Source organism: Solibacillus sp. FSL K6-1126 (genome assembly GCF_038003445.1).
Lineage (GTDB): Bacteria > Bacillota > Bacilli > Bacillales_A > Planococcaceae > Solibacillus > Solibacillus silvestris.
Map to the genome: position 1 here is coordinate 1,114,587 of NZ_JBBOPD010000001.1, position 18,887 is coordinate 1,133,473.

Here is an 18,887-nt window from a genome sequence, read left to right on the forward strand (position 1 = left end):
ATATCAAGCTAGCATTTGCGCCGGGGCGTAATTGATATAAGCGGAGGCACTCACATGAAAAATTTATTATCGATGGAACATTTGTCAAATGAAGAAATAATGATGATTTTAAATCGAGCACAGCATTTCGAAAATGGGGGAAACCCTGTGTTACAACGCGAATTTCATGTAGCAAACCTTTTCTTTGAGCCAAGTACACGTACAAAAACGAGCTTTGAAATGGCGGAGCGTCGACTAGGATGTACAGTTATACCGTTTGATGCCGAGTTTTCCAGCACAACAAAGGGAGAAACGCTGTACGATACAGTCAAAACATTGGAAATGATCGGAATCGATGCTGTCGTTATTCGAGATAAGGAAGATGAATATTACAACGAGCTTCTAGAAGGCATCGGGTGTGCGGTCATTAATGCAGGTGATGGCGCTGGCCAACATCCTTCCCAGTCATTGCTGGATTTATATACGATCCAAAAAGAGTTCGGTCGATTTGAAGACTTGAATATTACGATCGTCGGTGATATTTCACATAGCCGTGTCGCAAAATCAAATGCGACAGCACTTACTCGATTAGGGGCAAATGTTCGATTCCTTTGTCCGCCGGCATGGGCAGGCAATTTTGAAGCAGCACATAGCTGGGATGAAGTGCTGGAAGACAGCGATGTCATTATGCTGCTGCGAATCCAGCATGAACGTCACTCCGTAAGTAAAAACTTTTCAAAAGAAAGCTACCATGCAGAGTATGGTTTAACGATTGAACGTGAACAGCGGATGAAAGAGAGGGCCATCATTATGCACCCGGCACCGGTAAACCGCGATGTGGAAATTGCGGATGCCCTTGTAGAATGCAGTCGTTCCCGCATTTTTGAACAGGTGCGGAACGGTGTATTTACACGAATGGCCATTTTAGAAACGATTTTGAAAGGAAGAGATCAATATGACAACAGTTATACAAAATGTGAAGCTACTCAATGAGGAAGGCGAATTAGTAGTTTCTACTATTGTAATAGAAAACGGCAAAATCGCTTCAATTAATGGAGACATTCCAGCTGGCGCTACGGTGATTGACGGGATTGGCCATTTCGCATCACCCGGTTTTGTCGATGTACATACCCATTTACGTGAGCCTGGCTTTGAACATAAAGAAACGATTGCAACAGGTTCTGCATCTGCAGCAAAAGGCGGTTTCACAACAATTTGTGCGATGCCAAATACAAAGCCGGTACCGGATTCGGTAGAAAATATGCAGCTCATTAACGGATTGATCAAAGAAAGTGCAGTTATCCGCGTTTTACCATATGGCTCTTTAACGAAAGATATTTCCGGAGAAGTTCGCACGAATATGCAAGAGTTAAAAGAACAGGGGGCAGTCGCTTTCTCGGATGACGGCATCGGTATTCAGCTAGCGTCGACCATGTATGAGCAAATGCAGCAGGCAGCAAAGCTCGATGCGGTTGTCGTAGCACACTGTGAAGATAATTCACTTATTTACGATGGGGTTATGCATGAAGGAAAGCGAAATAAAGAACTTGGTTTACCAGGGATTCCTTCAATTTGCGAGTCCATACAGATTGCTCGAGATGTACTGCTGGCTGAAGCGGCTGGTGCACGATACCATGTATGCCATGTATCGACGAAAGAATCCGTACGTGCTGTAAGGGATGCAAAAGCAGCAGGAATTAAAGTGACAGCGGAAGTTTGTCCACACCATCTATTGTTAGAAGAGATGGATATCCCATCTGATGATGCCAACTGGAAGATGAACCCGCCATTACGTGCTGCAGACGATAAAGATTCACTGCATGCAGCACTGCTTGACGGTACGATCGACTGTATCGCAACAGACCATGCACCGCATACAGCAGAAGAAAAATGCTGCGGTATGGTTGGGGCACCATTCGGTATTGTTGGTTTTGAGACAGCTTTCCCGTTATTGTATACAAATTTTGTAGAGACAGGGAAATGGACATTGAAGCAATTAGTCGACTGGATGAGTGTAAAGGCAGCCCAAATTTTCGATCTTCCATACGGAACATTGGAAGTAGGCGCTTCAGCGGATCTTGTACTAATCGATTTGGATAAAGAACAGACAATTGATGCAGAAGGATTTGTCTCAAAAGGACGTAACACACCATTTAACGGATGGACTGCAAAAGGATGGCCGGTAGTAACGATGTTTGAAGGCAATATTGTATATCAGGAGGCAGAATAATGAAGAAGCGTTTACTAATCTTAGAAGATGGCACTGTATTTACAGGTACTGCATTTGGAAGCGACAAAGCGAGTCAAGGAGAAGTTGTATTTACAACAGGAATGACAGGCTACCAGGAAACTATTTCAGACCCATCATTTTACGGGCAAATTGTTACATTAACATACCCGTTAGTCGGAAATTACGGCATTAACCGTGATGACTTTGAAGCAATTACTCCTGCAATCCGCGGTTTTGTCGTACGTGAATTGGCAGAGCAGCCTTCAAACTGGCGCTCGGATATGTCTTTAGGGGATTACTTGGCAGCGCAAGATATCCCGGGCATTGAAGGGATTGATACAAGAAAATTAACGCGCATTATTCGTACAAAAGGAGCTGTACGAGCGATTTTAACTGAAGCAGACGCCGAAGTGGATATTGAACAAATCGTAGCTCAATTACAGGAGACACCATATATTACTCACCATGTCCGCGAAGTATCGCCAAAAGCAGCATACCCGTCACCAGGACGCGGAAAACGTGTCGTGCTGATTGACTTCGGAATGAAGCACGGTATTTTACGCGAATTAAACAAGCGTGACTGTGATGTACTGGTCGTACCTTATAACACTACAGCCGAGCAAATTTTAGCAATGCATCCGGACGGCATCATGCTTTCGAACGGTCCAGGAAACCCGGAAGATGTAACAGAAGGAATCGAAACAATTAAAGGACTAATCGGAAAAGTGCCAATCTTCGGTATTTGTTTAGGGCATCAACTGTTTTCACTAGCTTGTGGCGCAAAATCGTTTAAACTGCCATTCGGTCACCGAGGCGGAAATCATCCGGTTAAAAACCTTCGTACTGGTCGCACGGATTTAACGAGCCAAAACCATGGCTATGCAATCGATATTGAATCATTAAAGGATACAGATCTAGAGTTAACACATGTCGCTTTAAATGATGGTACTTGTGAAGGGGTTCGCCATAAGAATTATCCGATTTTCACTGTGCAGTATCACCCGGAAGCATCACCAGGTCCTGAAGATTCAAACTACCTATTTGACGAATTTATCGAAATGATGGAAATCGAAGCAGCAAAGGAGAACCAATATGCCTAAACGTACAGATATAAATACAATTTTAGTAATCGGCTCAGGTCCGATCGTAATCGGTCAAGCAGCAGAATTTGACTATGCAGGGACACAAGCATGTCTATCATTAAAAGAAGAGGGCTATAAAGTAATTTTAATCAACTCGAACCCGGCGACAATTATGACGGATACTGAGATCGCAGACAAAGTATACATCGAGCCAATCAGCCTTGAATTTGTATCGCGAATTTTACGAAAAGAGCGTCCGGATGCAATTCTTTCTACATTAGGTGGTCAAACAGGGTTAAATATGGCAATCGAGCTTGATGAGTCTGGAATTTTAGATGAACTAGGAATTGAAATTCTTGGTACAAAACTGGATGCGATTCATAAAGCTGAAGACCGTGATTTATTCCGAAACTTAATGTATGAACTTGGTGCACCGGTTCCAGAGTCTGATATTATCCATAACATGGAAGAAGCGAAAGCGTTCGTTGCGAAAATCGGTTATCCGGTAATCGTCCGTCCGGCATTCACACTTGGCGGAACAGGCGGCGGAATTTGCTACAACGATCAGGACTTACAGGAAATTGTAACGTCTGGTTTAAAATACTCGCCTGTAACGCAATGTTTACTGGAAAAATCAATCGCAGGCTTTAAAGAGATTGAATATGAAGTAATGCGTGATGCGGCAGATAATGCGATCGTTGTATGTAACATGGAAAACTTTGACCCAGTCGGTATCCATACAGGTGACTCAATTGTTGTGGCGCCAACACAAACATTATCAGACCGTGAAAACCAAATGCTGCGTAACATTTCACTTGATATTATTCGCGCATTAAAAATCGAAGGTGGCTGTAACGTACAGCTTGCATTAGACCCGTACTCATTCCAGTACTATGTAATTGAAGTAAACCCTCGTGTATCGCGTTCATCTGCGTTAGCATCAAAAGCGACAGGCTACCCGATCGCGAAGCTTGCAGCAAAAATTGCTGTAGGGCTTACACTGGATGAGATTAAAAATCCTGTTACAGGTTCAACATTCGCGTGCTTCGAGCCGGCACTTGACTACATTGTGGCAAAAATTCCGCGTTGGCCATTTGATAAATTTGAATCGGCAAAACGTAACCTTGGTACACAAATGAAGGCGACTGGGGAAGTTATGGCACTTGGTCGTACATTTGAAGAAGCGATTTTAAAGGCTGTCCGTTCATTGGAAACTGGCCATGTGCATATTGAAATGAAACATGCAGATGAATTAACAGATACATGGATAGAAAAGCGCATTAAAAAAGCAGGGGATGAGCGTCTATTCTTTATAGGTGAAGCAATACGACGTGGTGTTACTGTGGAAAAAATCCATGAATGGTCTGCAATTGACATGTTCTTCTTAACGAAGCTGAAAAAAATTGTAGATATGGAAACAACATTGGCAGAGAACAAAGGCAATCAGGAAGTTTTACGCACAGCGAAACGTTTAGGCTTTGCAGATAAAAAAATTGCACAGCTTTGGGAAATGGAAGAGCAAGCGGTTTATGATTTCCGTAAAGAGCATGGCATTATTCCAGTATATAAAATGGTTGATACATGTGCGGCGGAATTCGAATCGAATACACCATACTTCTACGGTACTTACGAGGAAGAAAATGAATCGATCCGAACTGACAAACCTTCAGTTGTAGTACTCGGCTCAGGTCCGATCCGTATCGGTCAAGGCGTAGAGTTCGACTATGCAACAGTTCACTCAGTATGGGCAATTCAAGAAGCGGGCTATGAAGCGATCATCATTAACTCAAATCCAGAAACAGTGTCGACGGACTTCTCGATTTCGGATAAATTATACTTCGAGCCGTTAACAATTGAAGATGTGATGCACATTATTGATCTGGAGCAGCCAATCGGCGTAGTCGTACAGTTCGGCGGGCAAACAGCGATCAATTTAGCGGATAAGCTTGAAGCGAATGGTGTGAAAATTTTAGGGACGACACTTGAAGATATCGACCGTGCTGAAAACCGTAACAAGTTCGAAACGGCATTACAAGAACTGAAAATTCCGCAACCTCCTGGCGATACAGCAACATCAGCTGAAGGTGCGATGAAAATTGCAGAAGGTTTAGGCTTCCCTGTATTAGTTCGCCCGTCATATGTACTAGGCGGCCGTGCAATGGAAATTGTTTATAACATGGAAGAGCTTGCTCACTATATGACAAACGCGGTTGAAGCATCACCGGATCACCCTGTATTAGTAGACCGTTACTTAACGGGACAGGAAATTGAAGTCGATGCAATTTGCGACGGTGAGAATGTATTAATTCCAGGAATTATGGAACATGTTGAACGAGCAGGTGTGCACTCAGGTGACTCAATCAGTGTATATCCACCACAAAAGTTAACAGATGCTCAGAAAGAAACATTAGTAGACTATACGACTCGCCTGGCAAAAGGCCTTGGTATTGTCGGCTTAATGAATATCCAATATGTAATGAGTGAAGGTGAAATTTACGTCATCGAAGTAAATCCTCGCTCAAGTCGTACTGTACCGTTTTTAAGTAAAATTACAAACATCCCAATGGCAAATATCGCAACAAAAGCGATTCTTGGTCAATCGATTATTGAACAAGGCTATCCAACAGGGCTGGCACAAGAACAGAAAGGCGTATTCGTAAAAGTACCGGTATTCTCATTCGCAAAATTACGCCGTGTCGACATTACATTAGGACCTGAAATGAAATCAACAGGGGAAGTAATGGGGAAAGACGCTACTTACGAAAAAGCATTATATAAAGGTTTCGTAGCAGCAGGAATGGAAATTAAAACACATGGTACAATCCTGTTCACTGTATCGGATAAAGATAAAGATGAAGCAATCAGTCTGGCGAAACGCTTCTCGACAGTCGGCTACCGTATCGTAGCGACAGAAGGTACAGCAAAAACATTTGAAGCAAAGGGTATTAAAACTGACGTCGTAGAGAAAATCGGCGGTAAAGGGAAGACATTGATCGATATGATTCAAAATGGTGAAGCCCAATTAGTTGTCAATACATTAACAAAAGGGAAACAGCCTGCACGTGATGGTTTCCGTATTCGTCGAGAATCCGTTGAAAACGGTGTACCATGCCTAACTTCATTAGATACAGCAGAAGCAATGCTGCGCGTAATCGAATCAATGACATTTACAGCAGAAGAAATGCCGAAAGCGGAGGTAGTACACTAAAATGATCCGTCAAGAGAAAATGACAGTTGTAGCGCAAAAGCAAATTGCGACGAACATTTTCGAATTGACACTACAAGGACAACTGGTTCAGGACATGACGCCTGGCCAGTTTGTTCATGTAAAGGTGTCAAATACATTCGAACCTTTGTTACGTCGACCAATCAGTATTGCCAATGTAGATAAAGAAAAAAATGAATTTACGATGATTTACCGTGCTGAAGGCCGTGGCACGAAATTTCTGGCAACAAACCGCGAAAATGAAATCGTGGATGTGTTAGGTCCGTTAGGGAACGGGTTTCCTGTTGAAGCGGCAAAGCCCGGCCAGATAGCGCTTTTAGTAGGAGGGGGAATTGGTGTCCCGCCACTCCATGAATTAGCGAAACAACTGAATGCGCGCGGCGTGAAAACGATCCATGTTCTAGGTTTCCAATCAGAGGATGTATGCTTCTACGAGGAACAGTTCACTGCTTTAGGCGATACTTACTATGCAACAGTAGACGGCACGAAGGGAACGAAAGGGTTTGTTACAACAGTATTTGATGAAGTGAAGCCCGAGTTCGATCTGTTTTATTCATGTGGTCCATTGCCGATGCTTCGTGCTTTAGAAGGCTATTACCCTGAAAAAGAAGGGTACCTATCCTTTGAGGAACGAATGGGCTGCGGAATCGGTGCGTGCTTTGCATGTGTATGCGATACGACAGAAGGTTATGGAAAAGACTATGTAAAAGTGTGCTCAGACGGGCCAGTATTCCCGAAAGGAGTTGTGGCATTATGAGCAGATTAAACTTACAATTGCCAGGTTTGGACTTGAAAAATCCAATTATGCCCGCGTCAGGCTGCTTTGGCTTTGGACGCGAATATGCCCAGCTTTATGATTTATCAAAGCTAGGTGCTATCATGATTAAAGCAACAACAGTGGAAACGCGTAAAGGGAATCCGACACCGCGTGTAGCCGAAACATCAGCAGGCATGTTAAATGCGATCGGCCTGCAAAATCCAGGGATTGAAAAGGTAATGGATGAAGAGCTGAAGTTTTTGGAAAGCTATGATGTCCCGGTTATTGCCAATGTTGCCGGCACGGAAGTTGCGGATTATGTGGAAGTAGCAGACCGTATTTCAAAGGCCTCTAACGTAAAGGCGTTAGAATTGAATATTTCTTGTCCGAATGTAAAATGCGGCGGGATTCAATTCGGGACAGATCCGGAAACAGCTAGGCAGTTAACTGCTGCTGTAAAGGCAGTTTCAAGTGTACCTGTATATGTGAAACTATCTCCGAACGTGACAAATATTGTAGACATTGCCAAAGCGGTGGAAGCAGGTGGAGCGGACGGTATAACGATGATTAATACACTTGTGGGTATGCGTTTGGACGAGCGTACAGGGAAACCTGTCATTGCAAACGGGACAGGCGGCTTATCAGGTCCCGCCATTAAACCGGTAGCTATCCGTATGGTGTATGACGTTTATAAAGCTGTGAATATTCCGATTATCGGCATGGGTGGGGTGACTTGTGCACAGGATGTGATCGATTTTATGTCTGCAGGTGCATCAGCTGTGGCAGTCGGGACAGCAAACTTTGTGGATCACTTCGTATGTCCGACAATCATCGAGGAATTACCGGTCTTGCTTGATACATTAAATGTGAAGCGTATTTCAGAAATTATCGGAAGGAGCCACCGTTAATATGAATACAAAACCAATTATTGCTTTAGATTTTCCTGGTGAGAAAGAAGTTATGGGCTTTTTAGGACAATTTGAAGAAAAACTTTTCGTTAAAATTGGGATGGAACTGTATATGCAGGAAGGCCCAACTATTGTCCGAAAAGTAAAAGAACAAGGACATGATATATTTTTAGACTTAAAGCTTCATGATATCCCGAACACAGTGAAATCAGCAATGAAGGGCTTAGCAGGGCTAGGTGTGGATTTAGTGAATGTTCATGCAGCAGGTGGACGGATGATGATGGAAGGTGCATTGGAAGGCTTGGAGGCGGGTACACCAGCAGGAGCTAAAAGAGCGGCGTTAATTGCCGTTACACAACTGACTTCTACGACAGAACAGCGTATGCATGATGAGCAAAAAGTTGCCCTATCTTTGAAAGAATCCGTCTTACATTATGCACAGCTGACAAAACAAGCAGGTCTTCACGGTGTTGTCTGTTCTGTTCATGAGGCACAGGCTATTCGTGAAGCATGCGGAGATGACTTTTTACGGGTAACACCGGGAATCCGTATGCTTGGTGGGGAGGCACATGATCAACAGCGTATTGCAACCCCTGATGGTGCTAAAAAAGACGGCTCATCACTAATTGTTGTAGGACGTGCCATTACAGGTGCCGTCAATCCGGTGAAAGCATATCAAGAAGTTTGTAACTTATGGGAGGCTAATTAAAATGTCATTACAAAACGAAATTGCACACGCAATGCTAAAAGTAGGAGCGGTGGAATTAAATCCGACCGATTTATTTACATGGGCTTCAGGAATTCAGTCACCAATTTACTGCGATACACGTTTAACTATTTCAGATCCAGTTATTCGCAAGCAGCTTGCCAACGGACTTTCCTCATTAATTAAAGATCATTTTTCTGACTGTGAAGTAGTGGCGGGTACTGCAACTGCGGGGATTCCTCATGCTGCATGGGTAGCGGATATTATGCAATTGCCGATGGTTTATGTGCGTTCAAAAGCAAAAGAGCACGGCCGCGGAAATCAAATTGAAGGAAAATATGCAAAAGGTCAAAAAGTCGTTGTAATCGAGGATATCATTTCAACAGGAGGTTCATCCATTACTGCTGTTGAAGCATTACGAAATGCAGGTTGTGAAGTGTTAGGGGTCGTATGTGTGTATACATATAATTTGCCTAAAGCGGATCAGGCGTTTGATGAAGCTGGCGTGAAATTTGTTTCATTAACAAATTTTGATTACTTAATCGATGCAGCAAAAGAGGCATCAGCCATTCAGGAAAAGGACATTCCTTTCTTAAAAAATTGGCATCAAGATTTAAAAACAGGTAAATTGAGATAAAGTAAAACTTCAATCCGGGGGCTCATCACCCACGGATTGTTAGTTGCACCAATCGGGCTTTTACGGGTAGTTGGTCATCCGCCTGGGTGTCTTACTACCCGTTAATGCGGGATAAAAAATATTAAAAATATTCAAAAACGTGTGAAGTTATCAAAAATATACTTTACACGTTTTTGTTATAGTTATATAATTCCATTATGTGAAATATCAGTTTTTTTAATAATGAAGTTTAATGAAATGCTTTTTTATTAAACAAAGCCTAAAAGTAATTCTCGTTGTTTTATGTTGGAAAAGCGATAAATTTAATCATTAAACGTTAATTTTTAAATCAAATTATCGGAAAATTTAAACTTAAAAGAATAGTTTGCTATTGATAAATTTAAAATGTTAAATTAGAATAGTTAGAAAGTTTAATAATTGACATGTAAATATGTTTTATGGATAATTTACAATGTAATACAAAAATTAACAAATAATTAATATTTTAAAAAGACTGAGTATTAGCAAGGTTTAAATTTTTTTGATAAGGGTATTTTATTCTATTTGGAAAAATTTAATTATAGAACGAGTTTAGCAGAGTCGAAGGTATGTTTAAGGAGAAAGGAGCGGTTATATAGTGTCTACGAATGAATTATTAGAAATCCGAAATTTACGTACGAGTTTCCGAATTAAAGATACATACTACCCAGCTGTAGACAATGTTTCGTTAACGCTTCGCAAAAATGAGATTTTAGCAATTGTTGGTGAATCAGGTTGTGGGAAAAGTACTTTGGCAACATCAGTGGTTGGGTTGCACAATTCTGTTACTACAAAAGTTGAAGGGGAAATTCTTTACAACAATCAAAACTTAGTTAAATTGACAGATGAACAGTTTAATAAGTTAAGAGGAAATGACATCGGTTTCATTTTCCAAGATCCACTTTCTGCATTAAACCCATTAATGCGTATCGGTGAGCAAATTGAGGAAGGGTTAATTTATCATACAAAATTAACTAAAGAACAACGTGAAAAACGTGTTATTGAATTATTGGATCAAGTAGGGATTGCGAATATGCAACGTGTTGCAAGTCAATTCCCGCATCAGTTATCTGGTGGTATGCGTCAGCGTGTCATGATCGCCATCGCATTATCAGGAAAGCCTGCAATCATTATTGCGGATGAACCGACAACAGCGCTTGATGTAACAATCCAAGCGCAAATTTTAGACTTATTAAAGTCACTACAAGATGAAATTCAATCAGGCATTATTTTAATTACACATGACTTAGGGGTTGTTGCTGAAGTAGCGGACCGAGTAGCTGTAATGTATGCCGGAGAAGTAATAGAGGAAGCACCTGTTGTGGAATTATTCAGAAATCCGAAGCACCCGTATACAAGATCTTTACTGAAATCAATTCCTCAAACAAACAGTGAGAATGAAAAATTAGAAATAATTCAAGGGATGGTTCCTTCTTTAATGAAGTTACCACGCCAAGGCTGCCGTTTCTCATCACGTATCCCTTGGATTCCGCAATCAGCACATGAAGCAAATCCACAGCTTCATGAAGTTGCTCCTGGCCACCTTGTACGCTGTACATGTTGGAAAGATTTCCATTTTGAGGATGAGGAAGGGAGCGTAAATCAATGAGTTTCATGCAAGTAGAAGATTTAAAAGTTCACTATCCGATCCGAGGTGGATTTTTTAACACAGTAGTTGACCATGTTTACGCAGTAGATGGTGTAACGATGGAATTTGACCGAGGGAAAACTTACGGTCTTGTAGGGGAATCGGGCTCAGGTAAATCGACTACCGGTAAAGCAATTATCGGGTTGGAAAAAATTACATCAGGCCGTATTCTTTATGAAGGTGAAGATGTAACAAATGCACGCCGTAAACGTGATTCAGCCTATAACCGAGATATCCAGATGATATTCCAGGATTCACATTCCAGTATGAACCCGCGTAAACGTGTATTAGATATTTTAGCAGAGCCAATTCGTAATTTCCTGAAGTTGTCTCCGCAAGAAGAGCGCAAACGTATTAATGAGCTACTGGCAATTGTAGGGATGTCAGAGGACGTACTACTTAAATATCCGCACGAATTTTCTGGTGGACAAAAGCAACGTTTAGGGATTGCCCGTGCTGTTGCATGTAACCCAAAAATGATTATTGCTGATGAGCCCGTTTCGGCACTTGATTTATCCGTACAGGCACAAGTTTTAAACTTTATGAAGGATATTCAAGAACAATATGGAATTAGTTATTTATTCATCTCTCACGATTTAGGTGTTGTTCGCCATATGTGTGACCACATTTCTATTATGTATAAAGGTAGATTCGTAGAAACAGGTAAGCGTGAAGATATTTACACAAATCCGCAGCATATTTATACAAATCGTCTGCTTTCTGCAATTCCTGATATTGAGCCTGAAACTCGAATTGAACGTAAGCTTGAACGTCAGCAAGTTGAAGCAGCATATCGCCAGGAACAACATAAATATTACGATAAGGATGGAAAAGTATATCCTTTAAAATCGATTTCAGACTCACATAGAGTAGCAATGTCTGAAGATGAAAAGGAGCGTGTATAGTATGTGGAAAACGATAGTTCGCCGTGTATTAATAATGATTCCGCAGCTATTTATTTTAAGTCTCCTAATTTTCATATTAGCGAAACAAATGCCAGGGGATCCATTTACAGGATTAATTACTCCTGAAACAGATCCGAATGTTATTGAAGAATTACGTGTTAAAGCAGGTTTTTATGATCCATGGTATGTACAGTACTATAACTGGATAACAAATGCAGCACAAGGTGACTTCGGTCAAAGTTATACATTTAAAAAGCCGGTTGCAGATATTATTGGGGATCGTGCTATGAACACATTATTACTTTCATTGCTTAGTGTAATTTTCCTTTATGTGCTGGCAATTCCTCTAGGAGTACTGGCTGGACGTTACCACGATTCATTTTTAGATAAGTCTATTGTACTTTACAGCTTTATCTCTTATGCAATACCTGCATTCGTACTGTATTTAATTTTCGTATTCATTTTCGGTTACCGACTAATGTGGTTCCCGACAAGTGGTACGGTGGAAATAGGGGTAGATCCAGGAACCTGGAGTTATTATTGGAGTAAATTCTACCATTTATTGTTACCTGCAGCCAGCTATGCACTGCTAGGTACGACGGGTGTCATTCAATATTTACGTTCGGAAATTATTGATGCAAAAACAATGGATTATGTTAAAACAGCACGCAGTAAAGGGATACCGATGAAGAAAGTATATTCACGTCATATCTTCCGTAACTCTTTGTTACCGATTGCAGCGTTCTTAGGATTCACGATTACCGGTTTACTCGGTGGATCGATTTTCATTGAAACTGTATTCGCTTATCCGGGAATGGGTAAATTGTTTGTCGAGTCCATTTCAAGTCGTGACTATAGTGTAATAACGGCATTAGTAATGTTATACGGCTTCTTAGCATTATTAGGTAGTCTATTATCCGATATTATCTTAAGTATAGTGGATCCGCGAATTCGCATAGACTAATCAATCAATTAATAATGACTAAGGAGAGGTGATTTTAATCATGGAAAACAAAAATGAACAGACAGTAGAAAAATTAGAATCTCAAAGCTCTCCACCAACTGGTATTCAAGTAATATGGCGAGAGTTTAAAAAAGATAAATTAGCAATGTTCTCATTAATAGGAAGTATTCTGCTAATGATTGCGATTATGATTATGGCATTCTTCACTATTGATCAGACTGAAGTAATGAAAATTCAATTATTGGAGCGCTTCACTGAACCTGGTGTCCGAGGTTATCTCCTTGGCGCCGACGAAGCCGGACGGGATATGTTTGGGCAGCTGATCATTGGCGCTAAAAACTCAATCTTGATTGCAATTGCTATTACAATTATTGCAAATGTAGTAGGTATCGGTCTTGGTATTATTATGGGGTATTACGGTGGTTTCATCGATAATTTCTTCATGCGTATTATTGATTTCTTTATCACTCTACCAACTACTATGATCATCATCGTAGTCGTAACAATCATTCCATCATACGGAATATTGGATTTAATCTTAATTATTGCAGCATTTCAGTGGATGTCGACGGCCAGACTTGTGCGATCAAAAGCACTTTCTGAAGCACGACGCGATTACATTAGTGCCTCCAAAACAATGGGTACAAGTGATTTCGCGATCATGTTTAAAGGATTATTGCCAAACTTAAGCTCGCTCTTAATTGTCGAAGTGACATTAAGCTTTGCGGGAAATGTAGGGATTGAAACAGGTCTTTCGTTCTTAGGTTTCGGTTTACCACCGTCAACACCAAGTTTAGGAACTTTAGTAAGTTATGCTATGAACCCGATAATTTTATCGAGTAAATGGTGGGTATGGTTGCCTGCATCAATATTAATCTTAGTAATGATGCTTGGTATAAATTACGTTGGTCAAGCGTTACGACGCTCTGCTGACGCAAAACAACGTTTAGGATAATAAGGGAGGAAAAACAGATGAAGAAAAAGAAAGGTTTAATGCTGTCATCAGTATTTGCTACGGCACTAGTATTAGCAGCTTGTGGAGGCGATGACGAAACAACAACTGAAAAACCAGCTGAAAATACAGATGGTACAAAGACAGAAGAAAACACAAATGACGGCGGTTCTACTGCAGAATCTCCAACATTACCATCTGACGTTACAAATGATGGAGATGTAATCGAAGGCGGTACATTACAATTCGCTTTAGTAACAGATTCTCCTTTCCAAGGTGTATTCTCGTATGAATTATATGAAGACGGTTATGATTCAGACATTTTAGATTTCATGACAAACTCAATTTTCGAAACAGATGGTGACTTCCTTGTAACGGATGAAGGGATTGCGAAGTTAGATGTAGATGCAGATAACAACAAAGTAACAATCACTATCCAACCTGATGAAGTGAAATGGTCTGATGGTACGCCAATGACTGTTGAAGATATCATTTATGCATATGAAATTATCGGTCACCCTGACTATACAGGTATCCGTTATGATGATGATTTCAAAAACATTATCGGTGCTGCTGAATATAAAGCAGGTACTGCAGATACAATCTCTGGTATTAAAAAGATCGATGACAAAACAGTTGAAATTTCTATGACTAAAGTTTCTCCGGCTATCTACTCTTTAGGTGACGGCTTATGGGGTTATGCAGCGCCGAAACATGTGCTGAAGGATATTCCTGTTAAGGACTTAATCTCTTCAGATGCGGTACGTAAATCTCCTGTAACTTTAGGACCATTTAAATTAGATAAATTAGTTGACGGTGAATCTGTTCAGTTCGTAGCGAACGAGCACTACTGGAAAGGTAAACCGAAGTTAGACAAAGTAGTATTACAAGTAGTACCTTCATCTTCTATCGGTGAAGCATTACGTACAGGTAAATACGATATGGCATCTGCATATCCGACAAACCAGTATGATGGCGTTAAAGATCTTGAAAACTTAACAGTATTAGCTCGTCCGGAGTTAGCATACTCTTACCTTGGCTTCAAGCTTGGTAAATGGGATGCAACTGCAAGTGTAAACATTACAGATGAAAACGCAAAAATGAATGATGCTAATTTACGTAAGGCAATCGCTTACGCAATGGATATCGAGCAAGTTGGTGAGCGTTTCTACCAAGGTTTACGTTCACGTGCAACTTCATTAATTCCGCCAGCGTTCGCTTCATTCCATGACAATTCTTTAGAAGGATTCAACTATGATCCGGAAAAAGCAAAAGCATTATTAGATGAAGCTGGATACAAAGATGTTGACGGCGACGGAATCCGTGAAGATAAAAACGGTGAAAAATTCGAAATCCGTATGGCAGGTATGTCAGGTTCTGATACTGACGAAGCAATCGTTGAATACTACCGTCAAAACTGGAAAGATGTTGGTTTAGATGTACAGTTAACAACTGGCCGTTTAATCGAGTTCAACAGCTTCTACGACAAAGTAAAAGCGGATGATCCAGAAATCGATATGTTCATGGCTGCATGGGGTACTGGTACAAACCCATCTCCACTTGGTTTATACGGTGAAGGAGCTTCATTCAACTATAGCCGTTTCGTAACACCGGAATTACAAACATTATTAGCTGATATCGACTCTAAAGAAGCGGTTGACGCAGAATACCGTGCTGATGCATTCCGTAAGTGGGAAGAGTACATGTTCGAACAAGCAACAACAGTTCCAACATACTTCCGTACAGAAATCATTCCAGTTAACAAACGTGTGAAAAACTACAATGTTGACTATGGAAATGCAACTGAATTACATGAAATTGAATTAACAGCTGACGCACCAATTAAATAATTATTAACAAAAAAGCCGCTTAGAAATTTTCTAAGCGGTTTTTTCAATGTTTATTTTTTCAATTGCATCACAATCGCTTCATCCGGTGTTACATAAAGCGTTTTTTGCTCAAAATAAATGACAAATCCTGGTTTTGCACCATTCGGTTTTTTCACATGGCGAATTTCCGTATAGTCGACCGGAACCGATGAAGAGTCGCGTGCTTTGGAAAAATAAGCACATAATACGGCGGCTTCCGTTAATGTCTGCTCATCCGGGTTTTCCGAATGGATGACAACGTGCGAGCCCGGAATATCTTTCGTATGCAGCCATACTTCGTTGCGTTTTCCAATTTTGAATGTCAAATAATCATTTTGTTTATTGTTTTTGCCGACCGAAATTGAAATACCTGAAGTAGATACAAATTTTTCAGGTTCGGGTTTTGTCGGTTTCTTTTTTCGTTTAGCCTGGCGAATTCGCAGTAAACCTTGTTCTGCCAGTTCTTCACGGATTTCTTCAATATCTTTAGTGGAGGCTTGCTGTACTTGCTGTGTAAGCATTTCCAAATAGTTGATATCTTCCGTTGCTTTATGTTTCTGTTCTTCAATCATAATTAACGCAGTTTTTGCTTTATTGTACTTTGTGTAATAGCTTTGCGCATTTTCGATCGGTGTTTTTCTCGGGCTAATCGGTATTCTTACTGTTTCGGCATTTTCACTGTAATAGTTTTCAACATCTACAAATTCTGCACCTTTTTCGAAATTATAAAGATTGGCCATCAAAAGCTCACCGTAAAGTTGGAACTGCTCCAGATTTTGAGCACGTTCGAAATCTTTTTGAAGCTTTTTTTGTTTCAGCTTTAATTTATTCAATTCATTTTGCAGCCAGCGTTCAAGATCACCAGCTTGCTGTTTTACCCGGTCCCGTTTTGCACGGGCAAAAAATACACGGTCAAGCAGTTCGCCAAGTGTTCCATAGTTTGTAACAGCACCTGATAAATGAGTTAGCGCTGTTGGCGAGAAGTAGATTTTTCCTTCCTGCTCAACATAGGTCGGGTTTGCACTCGTTGCAATTTCATTCATCAGCTGTCTGCTAGCAGTAACAGCATCAGTTGTTGTGATACGGTGCAGCAATTCATTTGCATGCAATGGAGAAAAACCGGCAAACTGTTGGACAATGTCTTTAGCGGTTAGTTGTTTGGAGAAAACCTCTTTCAACTCAACATCCGATAAACTTGTCAGGGCAATTTTTTGTTGTTGGGGCGGTGCGACATACTGCTGCCCCGGTAAAACAGTCCGGAAGCTGTTCATCGATGGTGGCAGATGTTTTATGCTATCGATAATTACATCGTTTTTAGCATCGATTAACAGCAAGTTACTATGACGCCCCATAATTTCAATGACGAGTTTTCGCTTTACCGCATCGCCGATTTCATTTTTACTGTCAATTTCAAAAGTGATTACCCGTTCAAAGCCGTCCTGAATGACAGAGGAAATAAAGCCTCCTTCAATATGTTTGCGTAACAGCATACAAAACATTGGCGGATCTGCCGGATTTTCAATCGATTGATCTGTTATGTGAACACGGGAATATGAAGGGTGAATAGAAAATAATAGTTTACTATTTTGACCTGCTGCACGAATTTGCAATACAACTTCAAGTGCATTCGGCTGATAAATTTTTGTAATACGTCCGGAAGTCAAGCTTTGTAGTTCCTTGCTCATCGAACGAGTAAATAGTCCGTCAAATGCCATCTTTATGCCTCTTTCATTAAATAAGTTCTTTGATTGTTTTATCATACCATTTTTTCGTTCAAACCTGTAGTTATCGTAAATTACTATATATTAAGGAAACGTATTATTTATATGAGGGAAATATGATTAAAGCCTGTTGATTGGAATGGAGGGGTGGCAACTCCAGCGGGAGCAGCGTGACGCCTGAGACTACAGGCTCAGGCCACGCCCGCGGAAAGCGTCCGCCCCGGAATGGAAATCAACTCCCTAATTATAGGAAGCCAATTCCTTCCTTCTTACATAAAATAAAAAGTATTTTATTACATCCTATCTATGATAAAATATATATTTGGATAATAGACGTTAAAGCAAAATCGATAACACATATGCTATAATTGAAACAATTAAGTAAAGAAGGATGTGACGAACCTTGGTACGTAGTATGACCGGATTCGGCAGGGGGGTCACAACAACGAAACACTTTCAACTCACTGTTGAAATTCGTGCTGTGAATCATCGTTTTTTAGAAATTAATACAAAGTTTCCAAAAGAATGGATGGAATCTGAAGTAGTAGCAAAAAAAATGTTGTCTGATGCAGTTTCTCGTGGGAAAATAGATGTTATCATTTTTCTGAAGGAGCTCCATGACACTGAACAGACGATTCAAATCAATTGGTCACTGCTCAATGCTTTCCTCCAGGCAAAAAAGGAATTGTCACAAACGGTTCCAATGGAGGAAAAGTGGACAATGCAGGAGCTTGTGAGTTTGGACCAAGTGTTGCAGGTTGAAAAAATTGAGTTCATGCAGGATGAGATCATAGAAGCTGTAAAAAATGCATTGGCAGAAGCGATTCAAAACCTCATTGCGATGCGTGATCGTGAAGGGCAAGGTCTGCAGCAAGTGATGCTACAGTACAAAAAAGACCTTGAAGCGCAAATTGCTGTAATACGCCACTATGCACCGCTCGCAGTTGAAAAATATCGCGAACGTTTAATGAGCCGTTTAGAAGAAGTGGCGAGCGGTCAAACGTTGGATGATCGTTTACTTACGGAAGTTGCGATTTATGCAGAGCGAATTGATATTACAGAAGAGCTGGACCGGTTGGATAGCCATTTCAATCAGTTGTCCGAAACATTAAATGAAAACATTGCGATTGGACGGAAGCTTGATTTCATTATGCAGGAAATGAACCGTGAAATTAATACAATCGGTTCAAAAAATCAGTCAACCCAATGTTCAGCTGCAGTTGTACAGGCAAAGACGATTTTGGAAAAAATGCGTGAACAAGTTCAAAATATTGAATAATATAAAG

General features: G+C 40.7%; 15 protein-coding genes. 14 read left to right on the forward strand and 1 reads right to left on the reverse strand.

Annotated features, from left to right (window positions below):
• The first annotated feature begins 54 nt into the window (after positions 1-54).
• The 13 genes from MHH44_RS05340 to MHH44_RS05400 all read left to right on the forward strand — a co-directional run bounded on the left by MHH44_RS05340 (position 55) and on the right by MHH44_RS05400 (position 15,862).
• Complete coding sequence (locus MHH44_RS05340; RefSeq protein ID WP_014824534.1) at positions 55-972, forward strand: aspartate carbamoyltransferase catalytic subunit; 918 nt, start codon at positions 55-57, stop codon at positions 970-972.
• Positions 935-2,209, forward strand: a complete 1,275-nt coding sequence (locus MHH44_RS05345) for a dihydroorotase (RefSeq protein WP_340797987.1) — start codon at positions 935-937, stop codon at positions 2,207-2,209. The genes MHH44_RS05340 and MHH44_RS05345 overlap by 38 nt, the downstream gene beginning before the upstream one ends.
• The gene (locus MHH44_RS05350; RefSeq protein ID WP_340797988.1) at positions 2,209-3,309 is read left to right on the forward strand and encodes a carbamoyl phosphate synthase small subunit; all 1,101 of its coding nucleotides are present in this window, start codon (positions 2,209-2,211) and stop codon (positions 3,307-3,309) included. The genes MHH44_RS05345 and MHH44_RS05350 overlap by 1 nt, the downstream gene beginning before the upstream one ends.
• Positions 3,302-6,499 (forward strand): carbamoyl-phosphate synthase large subunit, encoded by a 3,198-nt coding sequence (gene carB, locus MHH44_RS05355; RefSeq protein WP_008403367.1) that lies wholly within the window; start codon positions 3,302-3,304, stop codon positions 6,497-6,499. Before MHH44_RS05350 ends, carB begins: the two co-directional genes overlap by 8 nt.
• A 1-nt stretch (position 6,500) precedes the next feature.
• Complete coding sequence (locus tag MHH44_RS05360) at positions 6,501-7,274, forward strand: dihydroorotate dehydrogenase electron transfer subunit (protein ID WP_008403365.1); 774 nt, start codon at positions 6,501-6,503, stop codon at positions 7,272-7,274.
• Positions 7,271-8,182 carry a dihydroorotate dehydrogenase gene (locus MHH44_RS05365; protein ID WP_008403363.1) on the forward strand — a complete coding sequence of 304 codons (912 nt, stop codon included), beginning with the start codon at positions 7,271-7,273 and terminating at the stop codon, positions 8,180-8,182. Before MHH44_RS05360 ends, MHH44_RS05365 begins: the two co-directional genes overlap by 4 nt.
• 1 nt (position 8,183) lies before the next feature.
• On the forward strand, positions 8,184-8,891 hold the full coding sequence (gene pyrF, locus MHH44_RS05370) for an orotidine-5'-phosphate decarboxylase (protein ID WP_008403362.1): 708 nt from the start codon (positions 8,184-8,186) through the stop codon (positions 8,889-8,891).
• A 1-nt stretch (position 8,892) separates the two neighbouring features.
• Positions 8,893-9,525, forward strand: a complete 633-nt coding sequence (gene pyrE, locus MHH44_RS05375) for an orotate phosphoribosyltransferase (protein ID WP_008403361.1) — start codon at positions 8,893-8,895, stop codon at positions 9,523-9,525.
• 616 nt (positions 9,526-10,141) lie between these two features.
• Positions 10,142-11,152: an ABC transporter ATP-binding protein gene (locus MHH44_RS05380; protein WP_008403360.1), complete on the forward strand. Its 1,011-nt coding sequence runs from the start codon at positions 10,142-10,144 to the stop codon at positions 11,150-11,152.
• On the forward strand, positions 11,149-12,096 hold the full coding sequence (locus MHH44_RS05385) for an ATP-binding cassette domain-containing protein (RefSeq protein WP_008403359.1): 948 nt from the start codon (positions 11,149-11,151) through the stop codon (positions 12,094-12,096). Before MHH44_RS05380 ends, MHH44_RS05385 begins: the two co-directional genes overlap by 4 nt.
• 1 nt (position 12,097) lies before the next feature.
• Positions 12,098-13,060: an oligopeptide ABC transporter permease gene (gene opp4B / locus MHH44_RS05390; RefSeq protein ID WP_008403358.1), complete on the forward strand. Its 963-nt coding sequence runs from the start codon at positions 12,098-12,100 to the stop codon at positions 13,058-13,060.
• Positions 13,061-13,100: 40 nt separating this feature from the next.
• Positions 13,101-14,015, forward strand: coding sequence for an ABC transporter permease (locus MHH44_RS05395; protein WP_008403357.1), 915 nt, complete (start codon positions 13,101-13,103; stop codon positions 14,013-14,015).
• Between the two features lie 17 nt (positions 14,016-14,032).
• Positions 14,033-15,862, forward strand: coding sequence for an oligopeptide ABC transporter substrate-binding protein (locus MHH44_RS05400; protein WP_008403356.1), 1,830 nt, complete (start codon positions 14,033-14,035; stop codon positions 15,860-15,862).
• A 50-nt stretch (positions 15,863-15,912) separates the two neighbouring features.
• Here the strand turns inward: MHH44_RS05400 and MHH44_RS05405 are convergent, their stop codons facing one another.
• On the reverse strand, positions 15,913-17,595 hold the full coding sequence (locus MHH44_RS05405; RefSeq protein ID WP_340797989.1) for an Rqc2 family fibronectin-binding protein: 1,683 nt from the start codon (positions 17,593-17,595) through the stop codon (positions 15,913-15,915).
• A gap of 409 nt (positions 17,596-18,004) precedes the next feature.
• Between MHH44_RS05405 and MHH44_RS05410 the strand changes: the two genes are divergently transcribed.
• On the forward strand, positions 18,005-18,880 hold the full coding sequence (locus tag MHH44_RS05410; protein WP_340797990.1) for a YicC/YloC family endoribonuclease: 876 nt from the start codon (positions 18,005-18,007) through the stop codon (positions 18,878-18,880).
• Positions 18,881-18,887 lie beyond the last annotated feature (7 nt).

What these genes read in the sequence shown, in the direction of transcription:
- MHH44_RS05340 (WP_014824534.1), top strand. Translation starts at nt 55, where the DNA reads ATGAAAAATTTATTATCGATGGAACATTTGTCAAATGAAGAAATAATG.
- MHH44_RS05345 (WP_340797987.1), top strand. Translation starts at nt 935, where the DNA reads ATGACAACAGTTATACAAAATGTGAAGCTACTCAATGAGGAAGGCGAA.
- MHH44_RS05350 (WP_340797988.1), top strand. Translation starts at nt 2,209, where the DNA reads ATGAAGAAGCGTTTACTAATCTTAGAAGATGGCACTGTATTTACAGGT.
- carB (WP_008403367.1), top strand. Translation starts at nt 3,302, where the DNA reads ATGCCTAAACGTACAGATATAAATACAATTTTAGTAATCGGCTCAGGT.
- MHH44_RS05360 (WP_008403365.1), top strand. Translation starts at nt 6,501, where the DNA reads ATGATCCGTCAAGAGAAAATGACAGTTGTAGCGCAAAAGCAAATTGCG.
- MHH44_RS05365 (WP_008403363.1), top strand. Translation starts at nt 7,271, where the DNA reads ATGAGCAGATTAAACTTACAATTGCCAGGTTTGGACTTGAAAAATCCA.
- pyrF (WP_008403362.1), top strand. Translation starts at nt 8,184, where the DNA reads ATGAATACAAAACCAATTATTGCTTTAGATTTTCCTGGTGAGAAAGAA.
- pyrE (WP_008403361.1), top strand. Translation starts at nt 8,893, where the DNA reads ATGTCATTACAAAACGAAATTGCACACGCAATGCTAAAAGTAGGAGCG.
- MHH44_RS05385 (WP_008403359.1), top strand. Translation starts at nt 11,149, where the DNA reads ATGAGTTTCATGCAAGTAGAAGATTTAAAAGTTCACTATCCGATCCGA.
- opp4B (WP_008403358.1), top strand. Translation starts at nt 12,098, where the DNA reads ATGTGGAAAACGATAGTTCGCCGTGTATTAATAATGATTCCGCAGCTA.
- MHH44_RS05395 (WP_008403357.1), top strand. Translation starts at nt 13,101, where the DNA reads ATGGAAAACAAAAATGAACAGACAGTAGAAAAATTAGAATCTCAAAGC.
- MHH44_RS05400 (WP_008403356.1), top strand. Translation starts at nt 14,033, where the DNA reads ATGAAGAAAAAGAAAGGTTTAATGCTGTCATCAGTATTTGCTACGGCA.
- MHH44_RS05405 (WP_340797989.1), bottom strand. Translation starts at nt 17,595, where the DNA reads ATGGCATTTGACGGACTATTTACTCGTTCGATGAGCAAGGAACTACAA.